21 protein-coding genes are annotated in these 20,389 nt (G+C 52.9%); 18 read left to right on the top strand and 3 right to left on the bottom strand.

Annotated elements, in window-relative coordinates:
• Positions 1–46: 46 nt before the first annotated feature.
• Complete coding sequence (locus tag VXK30_RS13965) at positions 47–727, top strand: helix-turn-helix domain-containing protein (RefSeq protein WP_329493119.1); 681 nt, start codon at positions 47–49, stop codon at positions 725–727.
• Positions 724–1,626 (top strand): IS3 family transposase, encoded by a 903-nt coding sequence (locus VXK30_RS13960; protein WP_329493117.1) that lies wholly within the window; start codon positions 724–726, stop codon positions 1,624–1,626. Before VXK30_RS13965 ends, VXK30_RS13960 begins: the two co-directional genes overlap by 4 nt.
• Before the next feature lie 134 nt (positions 1,627–1,760).
• On the opposite strand, the gene VXK30_RS13955 is transcribed toward VXK30_RS13960, so the two are convergent.
• Both VXK30_RS13955 and VXK30_RS13950 read right to left on the bottom strand, forming a co-directional pair.
• On the bottom strand, positions 1,761–2,045 hold the full coding sequence (locus VXK30_RS13955) for a helix-turn-helix domain-containing protein (RefSeq protein ID WP_275715186.1): 285 nt from the start codon (positions 2,043–2,045) through the stop codon (positions 1,761–1,763).
• 14 nt (positions 2,046–2,059) lie between these two features.
• Positions 2,060–3,052: a hypothetical protein gene (locus tag VXK30_RS13950; protein WP_275715188.1), complete on the bottom strand. Its 993-nt coding sequence runs from the start codon at positions 3,050–3,052 to the stop codon at positions 2,060–2,062.
• Positions 3,053–3,355: 303 nt separating this feature from the next.
• On the opposite strand from VXK30_RS13950, the gene VXK30_RS13945 reads away from it, so the two are divergent.
• The 12 genes from VXK30_RS13945 (at position 3,356) to VXK30_RS13890 (ending at position 14,227) form a co-directional block, all read left to right on the top strand.
• The gene (locus tag VXK30_RS13945) at positions 3,356–4,030 is read left to right on the top strand and encodes a GntR family transcriptional regulator (protein WP_275715190.1); all 675 of its coding nucleotides are present in this window, start codon (positions 3,356–3,358) and stop codon (positions 4,028–4,030) included.
• Positions 4,031–4,228: 198 nt separating this feature from the next.
• Positions 4,229–5,311: an iron-containing alcohol dehydrogenase gene (locus VXK30_RS13940; RefSeq protein WP_275715192.1), complete on the top strand. Its 1,083-nt coding sequence runs from the start codon at positions 4,229–4,231 to the stop codon at positions 5,309–5,311.
• 60 nt (positions 5,312–5,371) lie between these two features.
• Entirely contained in the window at positions 5,372–6,571 is a 1,200-nt protein-coding gene (locus VXK30_RS13935; protein WP_275715194.1) for an ABC transporter substrate-binding protein, read from the top strand.
• Positions 6,572–6,665: 94 nt separating this feature from the next.
• Positions 6,666–7,535, top strand: a complete 870-nt coding sequence (locus VXK30_RS13930; RefSeq protein ID WP_442867990.1) for a branched-chain amino acid ABC transporter permease — start codon at positions 6,666–6,668, stop codon at positions 7,533–7,535.
• A 13-nt stretch (positions 7,536–7,548) separates the two neighbouring features.
• Positions 7,549–8,541 carry a branched-chain amino acid ABC transporter permease gene (locus tag VXK30_RS13925; protein WP_275715196.1) on the top strand — a complete coding sequence of 331 codons (993 nt, stop codon included), beginning with the start codon at positions 7,549–7,551 and terminating at the stop codon, positions 8,539–8,541.
• Positions 8,534–9,316, top strand: coding sequence for an ABC transporter ATP-binding protein (locus VXK30_RS13920; protein ID WP_275715198.1), 783 nt, complete (start codon positions 8,534–8,536; stop codon positions 9,314–9,316). Before VXK30_RS13925 ends, VXK30_RS13920 begins: the two co-directional genes overlap by 8 nt.
• 20 nt (positions 9,317–9,336) lie before the next feature.
• Positions 9,337–10,047, top strand: coding sequence for an ABC transporter ATP-binding protein (locus VXK30_RS13915; RefSeq protein ID WP_275715200.1), 711 nt, complete (start codon positions 9,337–9,339; stop codon positions 10,045–10,047).
• Between the two features lie 30 nt (positions 10,048–10,077).
• The gene (locus VXK30_RS13910; protein ID WP_275715202.1) at positions 10,078–10,500 is read left to right on the top strand and encodes a hypothetical protein; all 423 of its coding nucleotides are present in this window, start codon (positions 10,078–10,080) and stop codon (positions 10,498–10,500) included.
• Between the two features lie 48 nt (positions 10,501–10,548).
• A complete protein-coding gene (locus VXK30_RS13905) occupies positions 10,549–11,367 on the top strand; it encodes a hypothetical protein (RefSeq protein WP_275715204.1) in 819 nt (272 codons plus the stop codon).
• 120 nt (positions 11,368–11,487) lie between these two features.
• On the top strand, positions 11,488–12,138 hold the full coding sequence (locus VXK30_RS13900; protein ID WP_275715206.1) for a GntR family transcriptional regulator: 651 nt from the start codon (positions 11,488–11,490) through the stop codon (positions 12,136–12,138).
• 164 nt (positions 12,139–12,302) lie between these two features.
• Entirely contained in the window at positions 12,303–13,205 is a 903-nt protein-coding gene (locus VXK30_RS13895; RefSeq protein WP_275715208.1) for a dihydrodipicolinate synthase family protein, read from the top strand.
• Between the two features lie 122 nt (positions 13,206–13,327).
• On the top strand, positions 13,328–14,227 hold the full coding sequence (locus VXK30_RS13890; RefSeq protein WP_275715210.1) for a ribokinase: 900 nt from the start codon (positions 13,328–13,330) through the stop codon (positions 14,225–14,227).
• Between the two features lie 66 nt (positions 14,228–14,293).
• Here VXK30_RS13890 and VXK30_RS13885 read toward each other — a convergent pair whose 3' ends face one another.
• Positions 14,294–15,814 carry a DUF4183 domain-containing protein gene (locus VXK30_RS13885; RefSeq protein ID WP_275715212.1) on the bottom strand — a complete coding sequence of 507 codons (1,521 nt, stop codon included), beginning with the start codon at positions 15,812–15,814 and terminating at the stop codon, positions 14,294–14,296.
• Positions 15,815–15,923: 109 nt separating this feature from the next.
• Between VXK30_RS13885 and VXK30_RS13880 the strand changes: the two genes are divergently transcribed.
• From VXK30_RS13880 to VXK30_RS13865, 4 genes are read left to right on the top strand one after another with little or no spacing between them, the layout of a single operon-like run.
• A complete protein-coding gene (locus VXK30_RS13880; protein ID WP_275715214.1) occupies positions 15,924–16,934 on the top strand; it encodes an NAD-dependent 4,6-dehydratase LegB in 1,011 nt (336 codons plus the stop codon).
• Complete coding sequence (locus VXK30_RS13875; RefSeq protein ID WP_275715216.1) at positions 16,931–18,115, top strand: LegC family aminotransferase; 1,185 nt, start codon at positions 16,931–16,933, stop codon at positions 18,113–18,115. Before VXK30_RS13880 ends, VXK30_RS13875 begins: the two co-directional genes overlap by 4 nt.
• Positions 18,112–19,335 carry a UDP-N-acetylglucosamine 2-epimerase gene (neuC, locus tag VXK30_RS13870; RefSeq protein ID WP_275715218.1) on the top strand — a complete coding sequence of 408 codons (1,224 nt, stop codon included), beginning with the start codon at positions 18,112–18,114 and terminating at the stop codon, positions 19,333–19,335. Before VXK30_RS13875 ends, neuC begins: the two co-directional genes overlap by 4 nt.
• A complete protein-coding gene (locus VXK30_RS13865; protein ID WP_275715220.1) occupies positions 19,322–20,383 on the top strand; it encodes a GNAT family N-acetyltransferase in 1,062 nt (353 codons plus the stop codon). The genes neuC and VXK30_RS13865 overlap by 14 nt, the downstream gene beginning before the upstream one ends.
• Positions 20,384–20,389: the final 6 nt, after the last annotated feature.

Raw genomic sequence — 20,389 nt, 5'->3', positions numbered from 1 at the left:
GACAGTGAAATAAAAAAGCACTGTTCTTCAGTCTGGGGGTAAAATTATGCCGAATAGGAAGAAGACAACAGCCGAAGAAAAGATCCGTATTGTAGAATTGTATTTGTCAGGCAAAATTGGATACAGCGAAGCAGGAAAACAGGCGGGAGTAGATTGCAAGACGATTGCGCGTTGGGTCAGTCGGTACAAGACGGAAGGGCCTGCGGGGTTTCTGACCCACGGACACGACCGGGCATACGGCAAGGAAACGAAACTATCGGCAGTTTTGGATTATCTTGCTGGGAAAGGTTCTCTTCAGGAAATCTGCGAAAAGTACGGAATCCGTGATACCCGGCAGCTCAGGGATTGGCTGAGGGTATATAATTGTCATGAAGACTTCAGGATACATACGGGAGGGAGTCGCATGACGAAGGGCCGGGATACAACCGCGAAAGAACGGATGGAGATCGTAAAAGCGTGTATCGTCAACGGGAATGATTACGGCGGTACAGCGCTTAAGTATCGAGTTTCTTACCAGCAGGTTTACACCTGGACGAGGAAATACCGAAATATGGGCAGGGCGGGGCTGGAGGACCGGCGGGGACACCGGGCCGGGACGCTTCCGAGCCGGACGCCGGAAGAAGAACTCAGAGACAAGGTTGCTCAGCTTGAACGGAAAAACTATGATCTGGAAATGGAGAACGCTCTGTTAAAAAAAGTGAAGGAATTGGAGAGGAGGCGACGTTGAGCTTCATCAGGCATCCGGCGGCTTACGGCGCGGTAAGCACGCTGTCTGCGGAACGGGTATTCCCTGTTTGGAAACTCTGCGGCTTTCTGCACATCACGCGCTCGGCGTATTACAGATGGCTGAAGCACCCGAAAAGCAGCCGCGAGTTGGAAAACGAACTCATCGCAGGCGAGGTCGAGAAAATCCATAGCCTGCATACGGATATGGGATACCGCAGAATACGGGATGAGTTGGACAGGCATCATGGCATTCATGTCAACGACAAGCGAGTACTCCGCATCGACCGTGCACTTCATATTCAGTCCAGCGTCAAATACCGTCGGCACGGGTGCACAAAAAGTGCGGCATCGCCGGAATACATTGCCAAAAACTATTTGAACCGCAAATTTTATGCGGACGCTCCGAACCGAAAATGGTTGACCGATGTAACGGAATTCAAGTATTTCATCGGCCCGGAAATCCGCAAGGTTTATCTGAGCGCTATTCTGGACTTGTACGACCGGCGCATCGTTGCCTATGCCGTAGGCGATCATAATGACAACAGGTTGGTATTCAATACGCTGGATGCTGCCGTGGCCGCTAATCCGGACGCACACCCGCTATTTCACAGTGACCGGGGGTACCAGTATACCAGCCGTTCTTTTCACTCGAAATTGCATGCCGCCAAGATGAAGCAAAGCATGTCCAGAGTGGCGCACTGTATTGACAATGGGCCGATGGAAGGCTTTTGGGGTATCCTCAAACGGGAAATGTACTATGGACGCAAATTCACCGACCGGAAACAGATCACGCAAGCCATTTCAGAGTATATTTACTTTTACAACTACCGGCGACTGCAGCGCCGATTGTCTGTTATGACACCCATGGAGTTCCATGCACAGTACGCAAAAGCTGCGTAAAAATTGCTGCCCGCCGGTTCCGGCGGACAGCAGTCCTAAAAATCTTTTTATTTTTTCATTGTCCTCTTGACGGGGTGCACACCATTGCTCCCGACGGCGGTTTTTTGCATGTTCCGAAAATTTCTGTACGGCGGTCAACCGGGGTCGCTTTCTTTTTTCGGGGCTGTCTGCAAAACATTCTTGATTTGCGGAATACTGAGTCCATCCTCTTTTAATTTTTTAATCCATTGGGTTCTTTTCACGGTCTCTTCTCTTCGATACCTTCTGGTCAGGTTTTGCTCAGCCTGTTCAAACGGCAGCATGTTTTCTTCCGTGTAAAACTTGAGCGTACTGTAGCGGCACCCGGTAATACGCACCAGTTCACCGATGGAGACATATTCGGAGACCAGGATAGCATCCATAGTACGTTGTCTCGACATGATTTTTTACTCCTTCAAAAAGGGAGGCGGGGCATCAGGCGGACTCCGTGAATCGGAACCCTCCCGTAAATCGCCTGCGGAACTGCCTTATAAACCAGATTGTCTATTTTAATGATCGGAACCGCCCCGGTCTGTAGTACCGTGAATGTATGACCGTATAATTTCAGCCGGTTTTTAACGTCCTCCAGCCTTTTGTCCGAACCGGAAAACCAGGCCTCCGTATCAATAAAAACCGATTGAGAGCGCTCAAGAACAGGGTAAACAAAATTGATACCCGCAGCGAAAGGTCTTTTAAAAACTCTTTTTTTCCAATGCAGGAACTGCTTGACCGCCAGCTCTGCGCCGCGGCGGATACGGATAGGGTATAAGGCTTTCGCAAGAGGATTTTGGTGATAGAGCCCGTTCATTCTGACAGCGACCGTTTCCAGGTCATTGAGGGAAAAGAAGTCGCTGAAACAGCCGCTTTCACGCAAAAGCCAGAGCATACAGACGGTTTCATCCGTTACAGGACCGTTTTCCAGAATTTCCGCCTTTACGTTTTCTGTAATTGCCGCGTATTCCGGAATGTTGCTGCGATATTCCATATACGGGACCCCGGCAGAATCGAAATACAGGTCGCAGCCCAGCAGATTCGGAATCTCTTCGATCAGGTCCTGACTTCTCAGGGAATCGGCGACGTTCTTTTCCAGCTTTTTTAACCTCTTGCCGGACAGCGCGGAAGCCGCTTTCAGGCACTGTTTCAGGCTGAAAGCCCGTGAGGCATTGACTTTTTTATGCTGAATCGGTTCCAGGACAGCTTGACGGTATCCTTCCGAATCGGGGAAAGCGATATTCTGTAAATCCACCGTATTCCAGCCCTTGTCCGTGTGATTGTCCAGAAGCACTTCCAGAATTATGGAAGCGGCCATGCATCGGAGGGCCACCTTTTTTACAGTAGTCAGGTAAAGGCTGTTCTGTGCATTCAGCGCGATCATCGAAAAGCTCTGCGTTAACTTCAAATCCTTCACAAGAAGTCCCCCTATTTATGAAATAGCTGAATTTTACTTACTACTTACTACTTACTACACTATCTTATTCCGGTTTTTCGTATTTGTCAATCTTATCTTTAAACATATTTTATTTGATCGGCAAACTTCTCGGCATGACCAGTAATTTTGCTTATGAAATTTAAAATGATAATCTATGAAGATGTTTCCGCAATAGTAAGAGTCTAAAAAAATTTTTTATATTAAATTTTTAATTTCCTATTGTTTTTTGTACAGGTTTGATATATGATAAAGAAAAGATCGAAATACGAAGGACGATGCACCGTGTCAATAAAAAAAAATCTGGACATGATTGTCTATGAGAAAATAAAAGACAGTCTGATCAGCGGGGAGTATCTGCAGGGGCAGAAAATTTTTGTCGACGAACTGACGGACAAATACGGCGTAAGCCGTACCCCCGTCATACAGGCGGTTAAATTACTTGCGAACGAGCGGATTCTTGAAGTGAAAAGCAACGGGCGCATCATCGTTCCCCAGTACGACGATAAGGAGATCACCGATATCTGTAAGGCGAGAATCCTGATTGAACGATTTGCCGTCACGGAAATATGCGATAGAAAAGACGGTAACGCTGTGGAATCCCTGACTCAGCCCGCACTTCTGTGCGGCGAGTATGTTAAGCAGGGGGAATACGTGAAATCCTGTAAGGAAGACCTCAACTTTCACAAGAAAATGGTGGCTTTGGCGGGCAACGACTGCATTACGGACGTCTACGACTCCATTCAGGGCAGGTTCCTGGTCGCCAGCTACCTTACTATGAATTCCGCAAGCCGAATGCAGGGAGTTGCGTCCGCCGACCATATGGCCTTGCTCGCCTATCTGAAACAGTTTGATGAAGAAAAGGCTATTGCTTTGGTCGAAGAACATATTTTAAGTATTCGCGGCCAACTGCTGGAAATTCGTAAAAAGTCCGGCTTTCCAAGCGTCAATGAAATGTAAATAGAAAAATAAAACATCCCTCCCCAATCGGGAGGGGTTTAAAAAAATAAATAAAAAATTTTTTATTTAAAATTAAAAATAAAGTTATTGCTCGATCTGGCTGATTTTGGGCCGTTTTCTCTGCGGCGGCCCCGGAATTCAGCTTTTGAGATATTACATGGATTTACACCAATTGATCCAGAAATAGGAGGTCACAGAATGTTAGACGGTAACAACATTCAGGTGGGCGCTGGAAGATATGCCCAATGCCACGGCGCGCTGAAGCAGATCGGGCAGGAAGTATCCTTCTGCGGTAAAACAGCCTACATAGTAACTGATTCAACGGTTTGGAGCAAAACCGGCCATATTGTAAAGGAAAGCATGGAAAAAAGCGGAATCCGCTTTACGGTCGACGAGTTCGACGGGCCTTCCACACAAAAATCCTTTGAGTGGATCGCGAAAAGGCTGCGGGACACCGGCTCGGAAGTGGTTGTCGGTCTGGGCGGCGGCAAGGTGATTGATATCGCCAAGGGGGCGGGAAATCTTACGGACAGAAAAATCATCACGGCGCCCACTTCCGCCGCGACCTGTGCGGCCTACGCGGTCCTTTACGTAACCTACGGCGAGGACGGTTCCGTTGCATGCAGCCAGTTTTTAACACATGAAATCAGCGCGGTGCTGGTGGACCTGGATTTTGTCGCCGACGACTGCCCCGCACGCTACCTTGCTTCCGGCATTGCGGACGCAATGGCCAAAAAACCGGAATTTTACTTTACCATGCTCAATCTTGGCGCGGAGGGAATGACGGCAACTTCGGAAGTCGCCACGGGGATCGCGGACTATACCTATAAGAACTATATCAAAAAAGCGCTGCAGGCGATTGAAGACGCGAAAAACAGAGTGGACAGCGCACTGCTCGACGATGTGATCTGTATGAATATCATGCTGACCGGCATGGTCTCCGATTTATCCACCGGAGGAAAGCAGCTGGCCATTGCCCACAACTTCTACGACGCCGTCTGCTGCCTGCACAGGGAAGCGAGAAAAAATTTCCTCCATGGAGAGATCGTCGGCCTGGCCATCCCCCTGCAAATGGCTGTCAACGGTTCGCCTCAGAAGGAGACCGACGAAGCGAAAACCCTGCTCGCCGCCATGGGGATTCCCACCCGGATTGAGCAGCTGGGGATCGACTGCACGCCGGAAACCGTGCGGGAGCTGATCGATTATACGCACCGGAAGACGATCCCGGAAGATAAGGCCCTCTATGAAAAAATCAAGGAATGTATGAAGGTCATTATGTAACCTGTTTTGTTATGAAGGTTGATTCATAACAAAATGCGGATAAATGAAAGGAGATTACCTATGAAAAAAACCAGATTAGTAGCATTTGTTCTGGCATTTTGTATGGCCCTGAGCCTTGCGGGCTGCAACGGTTCTTCTGCCCCCACGGATTCCTCCGGCGCGGCCAGCGCGCAGACCTCCGCCGGTTCAGGTTCCGCGTCCTCCGGCGACACGATCAAGATCGGCCTGATTGCCATGCTGACGGGCGCGAACCCCCTCAACGGACTCAGAATGCAGCAGGCGGTTCAGCTCGCGGTTGATGAGTACAACGAAAAGGGTGGCTTGCTCGGGAAAAAGGTGGAACTTCTGACGGAGGACGACCAGACTTTGCAGGACATGGCGGTCACCTGCGCCAATAAGCTGATCAGCGAAGGGGTCGTAGGGATCGTCGGCCCGCACAGAAGCACGAACGCCATGGCTGTGGAACAGGTTGTGGCTTCCGCCGGGGTGCCGACCTTAACCGGAGGGACAACGCCGAAAATTTCCCAGCTCAACAATAAGTTTTTGTTCCGCTGCCGTGCGTCCGACGCGGTTTTCGCGGAGGTAGCCGCCCAGTATGCGGTTGAAAAGCTTGGCTCGAAAAAAGTCGGCATGTTTTATAATAACGATGAGTTCGGCACCGGAGGCAACGAGGTGGCAAAGGCCTATTGCCAAAAAGCGGGCGTAGAGTATGTTGAGGAAGGTCATAACACCAATGATAAAGACTTTACCGGCCAGATCATGAAGATGAAAAACGCAAAGGTGGACACCGTTCTGATATGGACCCATGACCCTGAGCTTGCCATTCATGCCCGCCAGATCAAGGACCTGGGGCTCAATGTCAATGTTGTCTGCTCACCCGGAATCACCATGCCGCAGGTGATTGAAATGTGCAAGCCCGAGCAGATTGAGGGTTGGTACGGTGTGACGGATTTCGTTTCCACCAGCACGGTCGATGTGACCAAGACTTTTGTCAAGAATTTTGAAGCAAAGTACAATGTCCCCGCGGAGCTCTATTCCGCTTCTTATTACGGGGCGGCCGTTTCTCTGCTGGAAGCCATCAAGACCGCCGGCTCAACGGACAGAACCAAGGTCAGGGACGCGCTTGCCGCTACCAAGGACCTGCAGGTCCCGGTCGGCACTATGACAACGGATGCGACCAACGACATGGTCCATGAGGTCCACGTTGCGAAGATGGTCAACGCCGAGCCCGTCTATCAGGAAACGGTAAAACTGCAGTAACGTTACCCGGGAAGGAGTTTATATGCCTCCCTCACATCGTTTATGGCGGGGAGGCATATAACGATGATCCGCATGTAGAAAAGGAGTGCAAGCCATGTTGGCAATATTGATTCAACTTTTGGTCAGCGGGATCGCGCTGGGCTTTATCTATGCTTTGGTCGGCATAGAATATACACTCGTCTGGAACTCTACAGGCTTGCTTAATTTCAGCCATGATAAGCTGATTACCCTGGGCGCATATATTTTCGGAGGAACTCTGGTGTTGGGGCTGGGCCTTAATTCCTGGCTGTCGGTGATCATCGCGATGATCGTCTCCGGTATCGTCGGGGCGCTGGTCGCATCCACCATCTTCAACCCGCTGAGAAACATGCGTTCCACCATTTTCGCCGTCATGGGCACAATTATGCTTGGCAGAATTCTTTACGAAGCCACCCGTCTGATTTGGGGGCCGATTCCCTTTACCGTCCCTAACTGGCTGACGGGAAATGTGATTATCCATGACATCAGCATTACAAAGGCAAATCTTTACATCTGCATTGTCTCCATTATTGTCGTCGCCTGTCTGCAGACCTTTCTCACTTTTACCAAAACCGGCAAGGCCATGCGCTGCGTCGCACAGAACAAAAAAGCGGCGGCGCTGATGGGAATCAACGTGTCCCAGAACATCTGCATCACAACAGGAATCAGTTCCATTATCTGCTGCATCATTGGTATGCTGATTATCCCGCTGTTCAACATTGATGTGAATATGGCTTCCATGATCGGGCTGAAGGGCTTTTCAGCCGGCGTGATCGGCGGGTTCGGATATATGCCAGGCGCCATTCTGGGCGGCCTGATTATCGGAATTGTTGAAAATCTTTCCGTTGCGGTTTTGCCCGCGGTGTATAAGGATGTCGTATCCTTTGTTCTTCTCATTTTGTTCTTACTGATTCGTCCCGGCGGAATACTGGGCAAGAGAGCATGAAAGGGGTGGCGGTATGACAAAATCAAATATCACAAAACTGGCCGGCATCGTTTTATTGGGCATCTTCACGCTGTTGGTGCCCGTATTTGTCAAAAACGATTATTATATGCTGGTGATCAACCGTCTTCTGATCAACATCGTCATTGTGCTGGGACTGAATTTTATCACCGGCCTGACCGGCCAGATGAATCTGGGGACAGCCGGCATCTTCGCTCTGGGGGCCTATACCTCCGCGCTGCTTTCCAAAAATCTGGGGATTTCCCCGTGGCTCGGGATGCTGGCCGCGGTTTGCATGGGCCTTCTGATCGGCGTTGGCCTCGGCTTTCCAAGCCTTCGCATCAAGGGCGTTTATCTGTCCCTCACCACCATCGGCTTTGCGGAAGTGGTCAGGCTGCTCTGCGCAAACCTGAACGATGTTACCGGCGGCACGCAGGGACTGCGCCAGATTCCCCCCTTTTCCATTTTCGGGTTCAAATTCAACACACAGCAGAGCGTGTATTACCTTTTTCTGATGATTGCCCTGATCGCCTTTTTCATCGCGTGCCGGATTACATACTCCAAGTGGGGCAGGGTGTTTAAATCCCTGCGCGACAATGTGGAAGCGGTGGAAATGTGCGGGGTGAATATCGCGAGCGTAAAAATCAAGGCGTTTACCCTTGCCGCTGTGTTCGGTTCGATAGGCGGCAGCATGTACGCGCATTACATGGGTTATATGAATCCATCCACCTTCAATACGGACCTTTCCGCCAACTTCGTCATCATGCTGATGGTGGGCGGTATCGGCTCCGTGGTCGGCAACGTGGTGGGTGCGGTGATCGTGACCGCCCTGCCGGAGGTTTTAAGGTTTTTGGGGACTTACTATCAGCTGGTTTTCGCCACCATTATCGTCCTCGGCGCGATTTTTCTGCCGAACGGCTGGGGCGACGGGATCAGAAGGCTGTGCCGCTGGCTGAGAAAGAAATGTGCGGGACGAAAAACACAGCAAGGCGGTGCGGAAAATGAGTAGTTTATTGCAGGTCAGCAACATTATAAAACGTTTTCAGGGACTTGTGGCGGTAAACGATCTGTCGCTCACCATGGAACACCGTACGATCCACGCTCTGATCGGTCCGAACGGAGCCGGAAAAACCACCACCATCAACTTGATTACGGGCGTAACTCCACTCACCTCCGGCGAGGTACAGCTGGACGGAAAGACCATTTCCGGGCTTCCCACCTTTCAGGTGGCCCGTTCCGGCATCGGCAGAACGTTTCAGAACATCAAGGTGTTCCCCAGCATGACGCTGCTGGAAAATGTCATGGTCGGCGGGCACGAGATAGCACCCATGGGAATTTTGAAGGGCCTGTTCAACATGCGCGGCGCGCAGAAGGAAGAAAAGCTGCTGAAGGAAAAAGCGGAGCAGATTCTTGACTATATCGGCATGTATAAATGGAAGGACGAGCTGATGGAAAACCTGCCCTACGGCAGACAGAAAATTTCAGAGCTGGCCCGCGCCCTGATGACCGGCCCGAAGCTGATCCTTCTGGACGAACCGGCGGCGGGGCTGAACCCTTCGGAGCGTTCGGAACTGGTCAAGGTTATTATGAAGGTATACGAGGACGGAACCGACTTTTTCCTGATCGAGCACAATATGGACGTTATCATGAAGATCAGCAGCAAAATTACGGTGCTGAATTTCGGCTCAAAAATCGCCGAGGGGACGCCGAAGGAAATCCAGAACAACGACGAGGTCATCAAGGCGTACCTGGGGCGCAAATATCAGGCACAGAGCCGGAACTAATACGGCGGGAGGTGTGAAGATTGCTTAAAATTAACGGAATAGACGCTTTTTACGGCAAGGTGCAGGCGTTACATAATATCTCCATGGAAATCGGTGACGGGGAAATCATTTCGATTATCGGTTCCAACGGCGCGGGAAAAACGACCCTGATGAACTGCATTATGGGAGTGGTAAAGGCCAGAAACGGCACTATCGAGTACCGTGGCGAAAATATCACGGATAAGAAGACCCACATGATTATGCGTAAGGGGATCGTATACATCCCGGAGGGACGCGAGGTGTTCCCGAACATGACCGTGCTGAACAATCTGGAAATGGGCGCGTATTCAAAAACGTTTTCCAAAAAGCAGCTGAACGAGCATCTTGATTCCATGTATGAGCTCTTTCCCAGGCTGAAGGAACGCGCCGGTCAGAAGGCCGGAAGTCTCAGCGGCGGCGAACAGCAGATGCTGGCGATCGCGCGCGGACTGATGAGCGACCCGCTGCTGCTGATGTGCGACGAGCCGTCTCTGGGACTGGCGCCGGTCATTGTGGACGATATGTTCAACGTATTGGTCAAGGTCAATAAAATGATGAATATCCCGATTATTATCGTGGAGCAGAACGCTTATATGGCTCTGAGCGTTTCCAACCGCTGTTATGTGCTGGAAAACGGTCTGGTCACCGCTTCCGGCGACAGCGACACGCTCCTGAACAGCGACGAAATCAAGAAGGCGTATCTGGGCGGCTGACACGCCGCCCGGGTCAAAGGAGAACCGACGATGTATATTGATTTTCCCGAAGTCCATCTGACGGTTCAGGGAATGGAGCATGTCGTCATCCCGAAAATGGTGACCATCCGGCAGAAATATGATGCCGGTAAGATTACGGATCTCGCACGGCACATCCGTTTCCAGATGGAGAACAATCTGGAAAACAGGGAGCGTTTCCGCGGCAGGCGGATCTGCCTGACCGTGGGCAGCCGGGGAATCCCCCATCTGGTGCTGATACTGAAAAGCGTCTGCGGTATTCTGAAAGAATGGGGGGCGGAGCCGTTCCTTGTTCCCGCAATGGGGAGCCACGGCGGTGCGACCGCCGAAGGCCAGAGGGAATTGCTTGCGGGGTACCACGTCACGGAGGAATCCATAGGGGTACCCATCCTTTCTTCCATGGAGGTGGTCCGGTACGGCGAGCTGCCGGACTGAACCCCTCTTTACTGCGACAGAAACGCATGGGAGTCCGACGGGATCGTCGTGTTCAATAAAGTCAAGCCGCACACGAATTTCAGGGGAAAGCACGAAAGCGGGATGGCGAAGATGATTGCCATCGGGCTTGCAAAGCATAAAGGGGCGTCCATGTTCCATATGGAGGGGTTCGGACGCTTTGCGGAACTGATCCCCAAAATTGTGCAGATATTTCTGGAAAAGGCCCCCGTCGTTTTTGCGGTCGGAGTGGTGCAGAACGCATATGACGAAATCTGCAGTCTGGAAGTCTGCGAAAAGGAAGGGCTCCTTCAAAAGGACGCGGAACTGCTGGAGGTCGCCAAAAGGAGGATGCCCAAATTCAAATTCGGGGACTGCGACGTCCTCATCCTTGACGAAATCGGAAAAAATATCAGCGGAAACGGCTATGATCCCAATATTGTGGGGAGGAATACCTCCGAAGGGTTTCCCGGCGAATTCCACGCCAAAAAGCTGTTTATCCGCGGACTGACGCGGGAAACCCATCACAATGGCAGCGGGCTGGCAATGGCGGATATTTCTACCCGCCGTTGCCTGAACGAGGTCGACTGGGAGCCTACCTGGATAAACGCCGTCACCGCGACGGTGCTTAACGCCGGGCGTATCCCGATGTACGCCAACAATGACCGGGAAGCCTTGCTCCTCTGTATCCGGACCTGCAACGGGACCCGCTTCGACCGCGTCCGTATCGCGAGAGTCAGAAATACGCTTTCTCTGGACCGGATTCAGGTGTCGGAAGCGCTGTATGAAGAAATCCGGGACAGGGAAGACGTGGAACTGGCCGGCGGTCCGGAAGAAATGCAGTTTGACGAAAAGGGTTTTCTTCTTTGAGCGGGTTGGACGTTGGATAATACAAAATAAAAAATTTTTTATTTTAAATTTATTTATTGACATGGATATCTGAAAATGCTATGATAAATACATCCTAAGAAAGTTAATGAGTGAGTGTACATGTCAGTAAAAAAGAATCTGGATCTGATTGTAATCGACAAACTGAAGGACTGCATTATCAACGGGGAATGGGTCCCCGGCCAGCAGCTGTTTATCGACGAGATTGCCGAACAATACGAAATAAGCCGCACGCCGATCATTCAGGCGGTCAAGGCGATGAGCGTGGAAGGAATGCTGACGCTTACCAACAGCGGCAAGGTTGTCGTTCCGAAGTTCACCCGGGAACAGATTTATGATATCTGTGCGGTAAGGCTCCTTCTGGAAAAGTTTGCAATCAAACAGATCTGCTCCAATGAAAGCATTCGCATCACGGAACTGACCCAGATTGCCGACCGATGCGCCTGTACGCTGATTGAAGGCAAAATCGCCGAGTCGCGCAAGCTGGATATGCTTTTTCACAAACAGCTTGTCAAATGCGGAGGAAACGAATGTCTGGACAGCGTCTACGTAAAAGTGCAGGGCCAGTTCGAAGTGTCCAGTTACCTGATAGCGCCGCACGGAGAGGATCAGCAGTCCATCGCGGTCGACGAGCATTTTCAATTGCTCCGCACATTAAAAGTTTACGATTACAAGGCGGCGGAGGAAGTGATTGACTTCCATATCAACACGGCCGCCGAAAAAATCGTCAGCCGCCTGAGCGACAGGGAGTAACAGCGCCGCAAAGGCGCAAACCCGTGCGGGCGGTATATCAAAAATCCAGGTGGCGGAAGCCGCTTCATTTTTATAAAATTAAAAATTTTTTATTTTTAATTTTAAATATGTAATTAATCAGCAAGCAGAGAGGCTGATTAAAAATAAAAAAGGAGAGCAACACAATGAAAAAAATCAAAAAGGCTTATGGCTTAACTCCGGCATCCATGACAATCTGGAACGCAGACCAGACCTACAACAAAAAGGGCATGGAAAAATACCTGACCTGGCTTCTGGACAACGGCGCACAGTCCATTTCCGTGTGCGGCAGCACCGGTGAAAACATCGCGATGAATATGGAGGAGCAGAGGGAAATTATCGCTCACGTCGCAAGCTTTCTCGGCGGTCAGGTTCCGCTGGTCTGCGGCACCGGCAGATACGACACGCTGAACACCATCAAGATGAGTAAATTTGCTCAGGAGCAGGGCGCCGACTGCGTCATGGTGATTCTTCCGTTCTACCTCAATCCCCACAAGAAAGCCGTTTTACAGCACTTCCGCGATCTGAGAGCCGCCCTCGACATCGACATCATGATCTACAACAATCCCTGGTTTGCGGGCTACGAGCTCAACCATAACGAAGTACAGTCGCTGGTCGACGACGGCACCATCCAGTCCATTAAAGCCGCCCACGGCGACCCGAACAGAGTCCACGAGCTGAAGTACTACTGCGGCGACAGGCTCAGCGTGTTTTACGGCCACGACTACTGCGCAATGGAGGGCCTGCTCGCCGGCGCGGACGGCTGGCTGTCCGGTTTCCCGGCGGTTCTTCCCAAACAGTGCCGCGCGCTGCTTGACGCCTGCAAGGAAAAGAATGTTGACAAAGCGATCGCCGAGCAATATAATATGCAGGATTACATAGACTACTTCTTCAACGACAAGGTCAACGGCGTTCCGCACTGGCAGGAAATCTGCAAATATACGCTGACCGCACAGGGCTTGGACGTGGGCCTGCCCCGCAAGCCGCTGGGCGATCTGGATGCGGAAAACAAAAAGAAGATCGAAAAGCTTCTTGCAAACATGAAATAAGCTTTCCTTTGTCTTACAGACGGCCTCCCCTGAATACGGCCGGAAAAATTAAAATCTGACACGGCAATACCGGCACCGCTGAAAATCGCGCGTGCCGGTATTTGATTAAAGGAGATATTTTTATGAAGGTGCTGAATTTCGGATCTCTCAATTACGATAACGTGTATTCCGTCGAGCATATCGTTCAGCCGGGGGAAACCATCTTTTCCACCAAACTGGAGCTGTTCTGCGGCGGAAAAGGGCTGAACCAGTCCGTGGCGCTGGCCAGAGCCGGGGCCGAGGTCTGCCACGCGGGGATGGTGGGGCCGGATGGGGAACGGTTGCGGGATGCCTGCCGCGAAAACGGCGTTGACTGCCGGTACATCCGCACGGTGGATCGGAGAACCGGTCACGCGGTCATTCAGGTGAGCGGGGCGGGTCAGAACAGCATTGTCCTGTTCGGCGGAGCTAACCGGCGGAACACAAAAGAATTTGTAGACGAGGTTCTGGCGGACTTCGGAGAGGGAGACCTCGTGCTGCTGCAGAATGAAATCAATCTTGTCGACGATATCATTGACAAGGCCTATGAGAAAAAGATGCAGATTGCGCTGAACCCGTCTCCGTTCGACAGCTCCCTGTCCGTATGTGATTTCCGGAAGGTATCTGTTTTCCTCATTAATGAAATTGAGGGAGCGCAGATTACGGGAAAAAAGGAGCCGGAAGAAGTGATGAAGGAGATGCTGCGCCGTTATCCCAACGCAAAGGTGGTCCTGACGCTCGGAAAAGCGGGCGTTATTTATGGAGATCAGGCGCACAGATACGCGCACGGGACCTATCGGGTGGAGGTGGTCGACACCACAGCCGCGGGAGACACCTTCACCGGTTATTTTTTGGCGTCCTATCTCAACGGAAACACCATTCCGGAAGCGCTGCGCGTCGCGTCCGTCGCGTCGTCCATGGCGGTGTCGAAAATGGGTGCGGCCGACTCCATTCCTTACCGCGAGGATGTGCTGAAATCGCGTTTGGAACCGGTGTGCGGATGAAAAAAACCATGGAAACGCGAGGGACTGTTGCGAAACAGTCCCTCGCGTTATTGGATATATGATTAATTACAAAGCGGGGCGTTCCTGTTTCGGAATGCTTCCGTTTTTTTCTGATACTTCGAGCTGCTTTTGAATCGTTCCGAACTCCCGCAGGAAAGCAAGCTCGTTTTCCGGCACTTCCGAGTATCTTCTGATCCACCTTCGGAAAGCGGAATCGGAAATATCGTACCCGCGCACGGGCCCTTCGGGGCGGGGGTCGATATACTGCAAGGAAATGGGAGCCCCTTCTATGGGGGCGTCCTGCGTTTTCAGAATGAGATAGCCCTTTTGAACCGCGTAATTGACGCCCGGCTGAATGACGCCGTTGACAAACAGATTCAGATAGGCGCTTTGCTTCGGGCCCGGAATGCCTTTGTCGCCGTACATCAGCAGCTGATCCTGACCGGTATAGATCTTTTTCTCGCTGGAGCGGGCGTTGAACTGATACGTTTCCGTCTTGAAAAGATGGCCGTCCGGGTCCCTGATGACCAGCGCCTCCAGAATGACCAGCTGTCCTTTTTCGGGAACGTCCGTCGTGGTCAGTTCCAGAAGCCCTTTGCGGACGATATAGTTTCCGGTCGGCTGCAGCACACCGTTGACATAAAGATTGAAGTACGAGACCTCTTTCGGGTCGGGGATGCCCCGGCCGCCGTATTTTTTCAGTTCATCCCCATTTGTGAAGATCCTTTTCGTGCCGTCGGAAACAGCGTTGTACTGATCGTTGACGACCGTCATCTTCTGATTGGAGTCGTTTCGGAGGGTGACGAACAAAATCATCACCGCCTGCCCTGCGGCGGGCGCGTTTTTCGTTGTCAGCTGCAGAAGGCCTTTTGTGATCACGTAGTTTTTCTTTGGCTGCAGAACCCCGTTCACAAACACGTTGCAGTAGGAGACTTCCCGTGGGGACAGAATCCCCCTGTCACCGTATTGGGTGAGTTCGTCCTGATTGGTGTATGCTTTTTTGACTCCGTCCGATAAAGCGTTGTACTGGTAAATCTCCGCTTTTAAGGTCATGCTCTGATAATACAGGGAGGTTCCGCTTTTGAAAAGGACAGAATCGTAGATTCTGTCGGCATGGATGCAGACCGCGCTTTTTACCGTAAGGGAAGAATCCACCTCCGGAATCCGGAGGTTTACTTTTAATCTGGAATCGACGGCGGTGTCGATATAGATAAAAATTTTGACCCGGTCGGTACCGGCGCCGCTTTTGGGACAAACCGGCACGGCACAGCAATGAAAGCTGCTTACCGCAAAATGGAGCAGAGTCCCTTGGGGCGCGTAAAGGGAAATACACCGGATGATGCTGAACGGAAGAGGGGCCGACATCGTGCTCCCGTCCAGAGACACAGTGACGAAGCCCTCCAGCAGAACGGTCACAATGCTTTGGACGGCTGTTTTCCCGTCCGGGAGCCTGATCTGCTCCTGAGGACGGTCATTTTGGGACGATAGCTCCGTATAGCGAACCGCGCCCGGTTCATATGGGTTTAAGGCGTTTCCGTTTTTATCCGTTAAACGGCAGGTAATCAGGGGGAATTTACTTTTTAACATAGGATTCACTCCATTTTGCAAACGCCGACATTCTCCAGGGGAATTACTTCTATTTTTTATGTGGCGGAATATATTATAGAATAGCGGTAACTTTGTCAGGAGGAATAAGATGAACTTCAATGGGAAAAGAATTCTGGTTACCGGCGCGGACGGTTTTATCGGTTCCCACCTGACGGAAGGTCTGGTCAGAAAAGGAACCTGTGTCCGCGCCTTTGTCTGTTACAATTCGTTTAACTCCTGGGGCTGGCTCGACCAGTCCCCGGCTGAGATTAAAAGCAGTCTGGAAGTGCTGGAAGGGGACATCAGGGATCCTTACCGGGTGAAACAGGCAATGGAAGGCTGCGACGTTGTTTTTCACCTGGCCGCTTTGGTAGCGATCCCTTATTCATATTATTCTCCCGGTGCATATATTGACACGAATATAAAGGGGACCTTTCACGTTTTGCAGGCGGCGCGGGAGCTCGGGACGGAAAAAATCATCCACACGTCGACCAGCGAGGTCTACGGGACGGCCCGGGCGGTTCCCATACCGGAAACCCATCCTTTGCACGCGCAGTCCCCCTACGCCGCGTCAAAGACCGGAGCCGACCAGCTGGCTCTTTCTTTTTATGATTCCTTTCACACGCCGGTCGCCGTCGTCCGTCTGTTCAACACCTACGGACCCAGACAGTCGGCCCGGGCGGTCATCCCGACCGTCATCACCCAGATCGCCGCGGGCAAACGGAAAATCCGCCTCGGCTCCCTGACCCCCACCCGGGATTTCAATTATGTCCGGGACACGGTGCGGGGATTGACAGAAGCCGCCGAGTGCGACGCGACGGTCGGCGAGGTCGTCAATATCGGCAGCAGCTACGAGGTTTCCATAGGGGAAACGGCGCGGCTCATCGCGGAGGTGATGGGGGCCGAAATCGAAATAGAAACCGACCCCGAGCGGGTGCGCCCACAAAAAAGCGAGGTGGAGCGCCTTTGCGCGGATACCGCCAAAGCAGCCGGGCTGTTCGGCTGGAAGCCGGAGTACGCGGGCAGGGAGGGGCTGAAACGGGGACTGAAAGAGACCGCGGAATGGTTCAGCGATCCCGAACATCTGAAGCTGTATAAGACCGACAGGTATAATCTATGAGTACGGCAAAAAACGAGGACCTTTCGGCGATCCTTTCCGCGCTGAAAAAAGTGCTGGACGGGGCGGAGAAGCCCGTTCCGCTGCACGAGCCCTGCTTTCGCGGCAGGGAATGGGAGTATGTGCGGGACTGCCTCGACTCGGGCTTTGTGTCGTCCGCGGGAAGCTATGTGGACCGGTTTGAAGAGCGGCTCGCCCAGTTCACGGGAGTGAGGCGCGCCGTGGCGGTGGTCAACGGGACGGCCGCTCTGTATCTGTGCCTCAGGCTGGCAGGGATCGGGCGGGACGACGAGGTGCTTGTCCCCGCGCTGACCTTTGTCGCCACGGCGAACGCGGTGTGCTACTGCGGGGCCATCCCTCATTTTATAGACAGCGATCCGGATACGCTGGGGGCCGACCCCGCGAAGCTGGACGCCTATCTTGCGAAAACAACCGGCCAGAAGGACGGCTGCTGCCGCAACCGGATCACCGGACGGCCGATCCGGGCCGTGATCGCCGTGCATACGTTCGGCCATCCCGCCGACCTTGACCCGCTTTCAGAGGTGTGTAAAAAATACCGGCTGGAGCTGATCGAAGACGCCGCGGAGTCCCTGGGCTCCTATTATCAGGGCGTCCACACCGGAAATTTCGGAAAGCTTTCCTCCCTCAGCTTCAACGGCAATAAAATCGTCACCACCGGCGGGGGCGGGGCCGTCCTGACGAACGACGAAGAACTCTCCAAACTGGCCAAACATATCAGCACCACCGCAAAGCTGCCACACCGGTGGGCTTTTCTCCATGACTGCGTCGGGTATAATTTCCGGATGCCGAACATCAACGCCGCGCTCGGATGCGCCCAGTTGGAGCAGCTGGACGGGTTTATCCGAAAGAAACGGGCGCTTGCCGAAAAATACCGGCAGGCTTTCTCGGATGTCCCCGGGATTGCCTTTTTCCGCGAACCGTCCTACGCGAAGAGCAATTACTGGCTGAACGCCCTGCTTCTTGACCGGGAGGATATGGCCCTTCGCGACCGTATCCTTTCCGAAACCAACCGGCAGGGAATCCTGACCCGCCCGGCCTGGACTTTAATGAGTGAATTACCGATGTTTCAGGACTGTCCCCATATGGATTTGTCCGCGGCGGAAAGCCTGGAACAGCGGATCATCAACGTTCCCAGCAGCGCCCGTCTGGGGGAAAGCCCATGAGCGCCGCCGTGCGCCGAATCTGCATTGTTACGGGGACGCGGGCGGAATACGGGCTGCTGAATCCCCTTTTAAAGGAACTGGAACAAGCGCCGGAATTTCAGGTGCAGCTAATCGCGACGGGAATGCACCTGTCGCCGGAATTCGGGCTGACATACCGGGAAATTGAGGAGGACGGCTTTTCCATCGATAAAAAGGTGGAGACGCTTCTGTCGAGCGATACCCCGGCGGGAATCGCCAAGTCCGTGGGGCTCGGCGTGATCGGCTTCGCGGACGCTTTCTCGGAGCTGAAGCCAGACCTGTTGGTGGCGACGGGCGACCGCTACGAAATGCTGGCGGCGGCCCAGGCCGCGCTCTTCGCGAAAATCCCCATCGCCCATATCGGCGGGGGGGATACGACGGAGGGCGCCTTTGACGAGGCCATCCGGCACAGTATTACAAAGATGTCCCAGCTTCATTTTGTAACCAACGAAGAAGCTGATCGGAGGGTCAGGCAGCTGGGCGAGGACCCGTCCCGTATTTACAATGTCGGCAGCCTTGGAATCGACCGGATTCTTTCCCTGCCCAAAATGAGCCGCGCTGAGCTGGAAAAGTCGCTTCCCTTCCGGTTTCTAAAAAGGAATCTGCTGATTACGTTTCACCCCGTCACGCTGGACGCCGAAAGCTCCGGGGAGCAGTTCCGGGAGCTGGCGGCGGCCCTGCACAGCCTCGGCCCCGACGTGGGGCTGATCTTCACAAAGCCGAACGCCGACCCGCAGGGGCGGGAAATCATCCGCCTGCTGGACAGTTTTGCGGCCTGCCATCCGAATGCCGCCGTGTTTCCGTCCCTGGGGCAGCCGCGCTATTTCAGCCTGATCGCCCAGGCGGACGCGGTGGTGGGAAACTCCTCCAGCGGGATTTACGAGGTCCCATCCTTTCATAAACCGACGGTCGACATCGGCGACCGTCAAAAGGGCAGGCTTTTTGCTTCTTCCGTTATTCACTGCGCTGCGAAAAGGCAAGAAATAGAGAAAGCGGTTCGGGCCGCGTTTACAAAAAACTGCTCGGACGCGGTCAATCCGTACGGCATGGGCGGCAGCGCGCAAAAAATCGCCGGAGCGCTCCGGTCCGTTCCGGATTATCTGCGCCTGCTGAAAAAGCATTTCTATCAGGCGGGGTGTGCGGAAATCCGGCACGGGGAATCCGGGCTTTCCGGACTGGGAGGAAACAATGGGGACTCTTGAGATCATTCCTTTTGAAAAGCGGGAAAACTGGGACGCAATCGTCCGTTCGTTCCCCCGGTACGACGTGTACTATCTCAGCGGATATGTTTCCGCTTTCCGCTATACGGGGGACGGCGATCCGCTTCTGCTTTCTTATCGCGGGGAAAAGATGCGGCTTTGCTACGTTGTGCAGCAGAGGGATATCGCCGGGTCTCCCCCTTACGGCCAAATTCTGGAGCAGGGGCGGTACTTTGACTGGTCGACGCCCTACGGCTACGGCGGTCCGCTGACAGACGGCTTTGACGGGCGGGAGGTCGGGGATTTTTTCAGGCAGCTCAAGGATTACTGCCGCTCGGCCCGGATCGTGTCGCAGTTCATCCGTTTCCACCCTCTCCTTCAGAATCACAGGATTTTTGAGGGAAGCTGCGAGCTGTGGAAAAACAGGCAGACCGTTTTCATCGATACTTCCGATAAGGCCGTCATCGACGCCAATCTGGAATCGAGGTGCCGGGGCGCTGTTCGTAAAGCGCTGAAAAATCATATCCGGATTGAAAACGGCCAAAATGAGGAAGCGCGGCGGACCTTTGTCCGGCTGTATTACGATACCATGCACAGAAGGAATGCCGCCGGCTATTATTATTTCAGCGAGGAATTCTTCAACGATTTTTTTACCAATATGGCCGACTGCTGCCGCCTGTTTTACGCGGTACTGGACGGTGAAACCATCTGTTCCGCAATCATCCTGTGCTGCAACGGACGGATGCACTATCATCTTTCCGCGGCGCAGAGGGACTCCCTTTCTTTGTCGCCCAATAACCTGCTGCTTTACACGGCGGCGTGCTGGGGGGCTGAAAACGGATACCGGCAGTTTCACCTCGGCGGCGGTGTAGAGGCGCAGGACAGCCTGTTTCTATTCAAGAGATCCTTTCATAAAAAAGGCCTGGCGGATTTTTATATCGGGCGGAATATTTTTTGGGAAGAAGCCTATCGGGAGCTGCTGGATATCCGCGCGGCTTCGGACAAAGACTTCCGCCCGGACAACGGCCGACTGATCCAGTACCGGGCGTAACGGGGG

It is taken from the genome of Caproiciproducens sp. CPB-2, from assembly GCF_036287215.1.
GTDB lineage: Bacteria > Bacillota > Clostridia > Oscillospirales > Acutalibacteraceae > Caproiciproducens.
This window is presented reverse-complemented; position numbering and strand designations above follow the sequence as displayed.

What these genes read in the sequence shown, in the direction of transcription:
- VXK30_RS13910 (WP_275715202.1), top strand. Translation starts at nt 10,078, where the DNA reads ATGTATATTGATTTTCCCGAAGTCCATCTGACGGTTCAGGGAATGGAG.
- VXK30_RS13880 (WP_275715214.1), top strand. Translation starts at nt 15,924, where the DNA reads ATGAACTTCAATGGGAAAAGAATTCTGGTTACCGGCGCGGACGGTTTT.
- VXK30_RS13900 (WP_275715206.1), top strand. Translation starts at nt 11,488, where the DNA reads ATGTCAGTAAAAAAGAATCTGGATCTGATTGTAATCGACAAACTGAAG.
- VXK30_RS13920 (WP_275715198.1), top strand. Translation starts at nt 8,534, where the DNA reads ATGAGTAGTTTATTGCAGGTCAGCAACATTATAAAACGTTTTCAGGGA.
- neuC (WP_275715218.1), top strand. Translation starts at nt 18,112, where the DNA reads ATGAGCGCCGCCGTGCGCCGAATCTGCATTGTTACGGGGACGCGGGCG.
- VXK30_RS13955 (WP_275715186.1), bottom strand. Translation starts at nt 2,045, where the DNA reads ATGTCGAGACAACGTACTATGGATGCTATCCTGGTCTCCGAATATGTC.
- VXK30_RS13895 (WP_275715208.1), top strand. Translation starts at nt 12,303, where the DNA reads ATGAAAAAAATCAAAAAGGCTTATGGCTTAACTCCGGCATCCATGACA.
- VXK30_RS13965 (WP_329493119.1), top strand. Translation starts at nt 47, where the DNA reads ATGCCGAATAGGAAGAAGACAACAGCCGAAGAAAAGATCCGTATTGTA.
- VXK30_RS13875 (WP_275715216.1), top strand. Translation starts at nt 16,931, where the DNA reads ATGAGTACGGCAAAAAACGAGGACCTTTCGGCGATCCTTTCCGCGCTG.
- VXK30_RS13935 (WP_275715194.1), top strand. Translation starts at nt 5,372, where the DNA reads ATGAAAAAAACCAGATTAGTAGCATTTGTTCTGGCATTTTGTATGGCC.
- VXK30_RS13885 (WP_275715212.1), bottom strand. Translation starts at nt 15,814, where the DNA reads ATGTTAAAAAGTAAATTCCCCCTGATTACCTGCCGTTTAACGGATAAA.
- VXK30_RS13940 (WP_275715192.1), top strand. Translation starts at nt 4,229, where the DNA reads ATGTTAGACGGTAACAACATTCAGGTGGGCGCTGGAAGATATGCCCAA.
- VXK30_RS13930 (WP_442867990.1), top strand. Translation starts at nt 6,666, where the DNA reads ATGTTGGCAATATTGATTCAACTTTTGGTCAGCGGGATCGCGCTGGGC.
- VXK30_RS13925 (WP_275715196.1), top strand. Translation starts at nt 7,549, where the DNA reads ATGACAAAATCAAATATCACAAAACTGGCCGGCATCGTTTTATTGGGC.
- VXK30_RS13890 (WP_275715210.1), top strand. Translation starts at nt 13,328, where the DNA reads ATGAAGGTGCTGAATTTCGGATCTCTCAATTACGATAACGTGTATTCC.
- VXK30_RS13865 (WP_275715220.1), top strand. Translation starts at nt 19,322, where the DNA reads ATGGGGACTCTTGAGATCATTCCTTTTGAAAAGCGGGAAAACTGGGAC.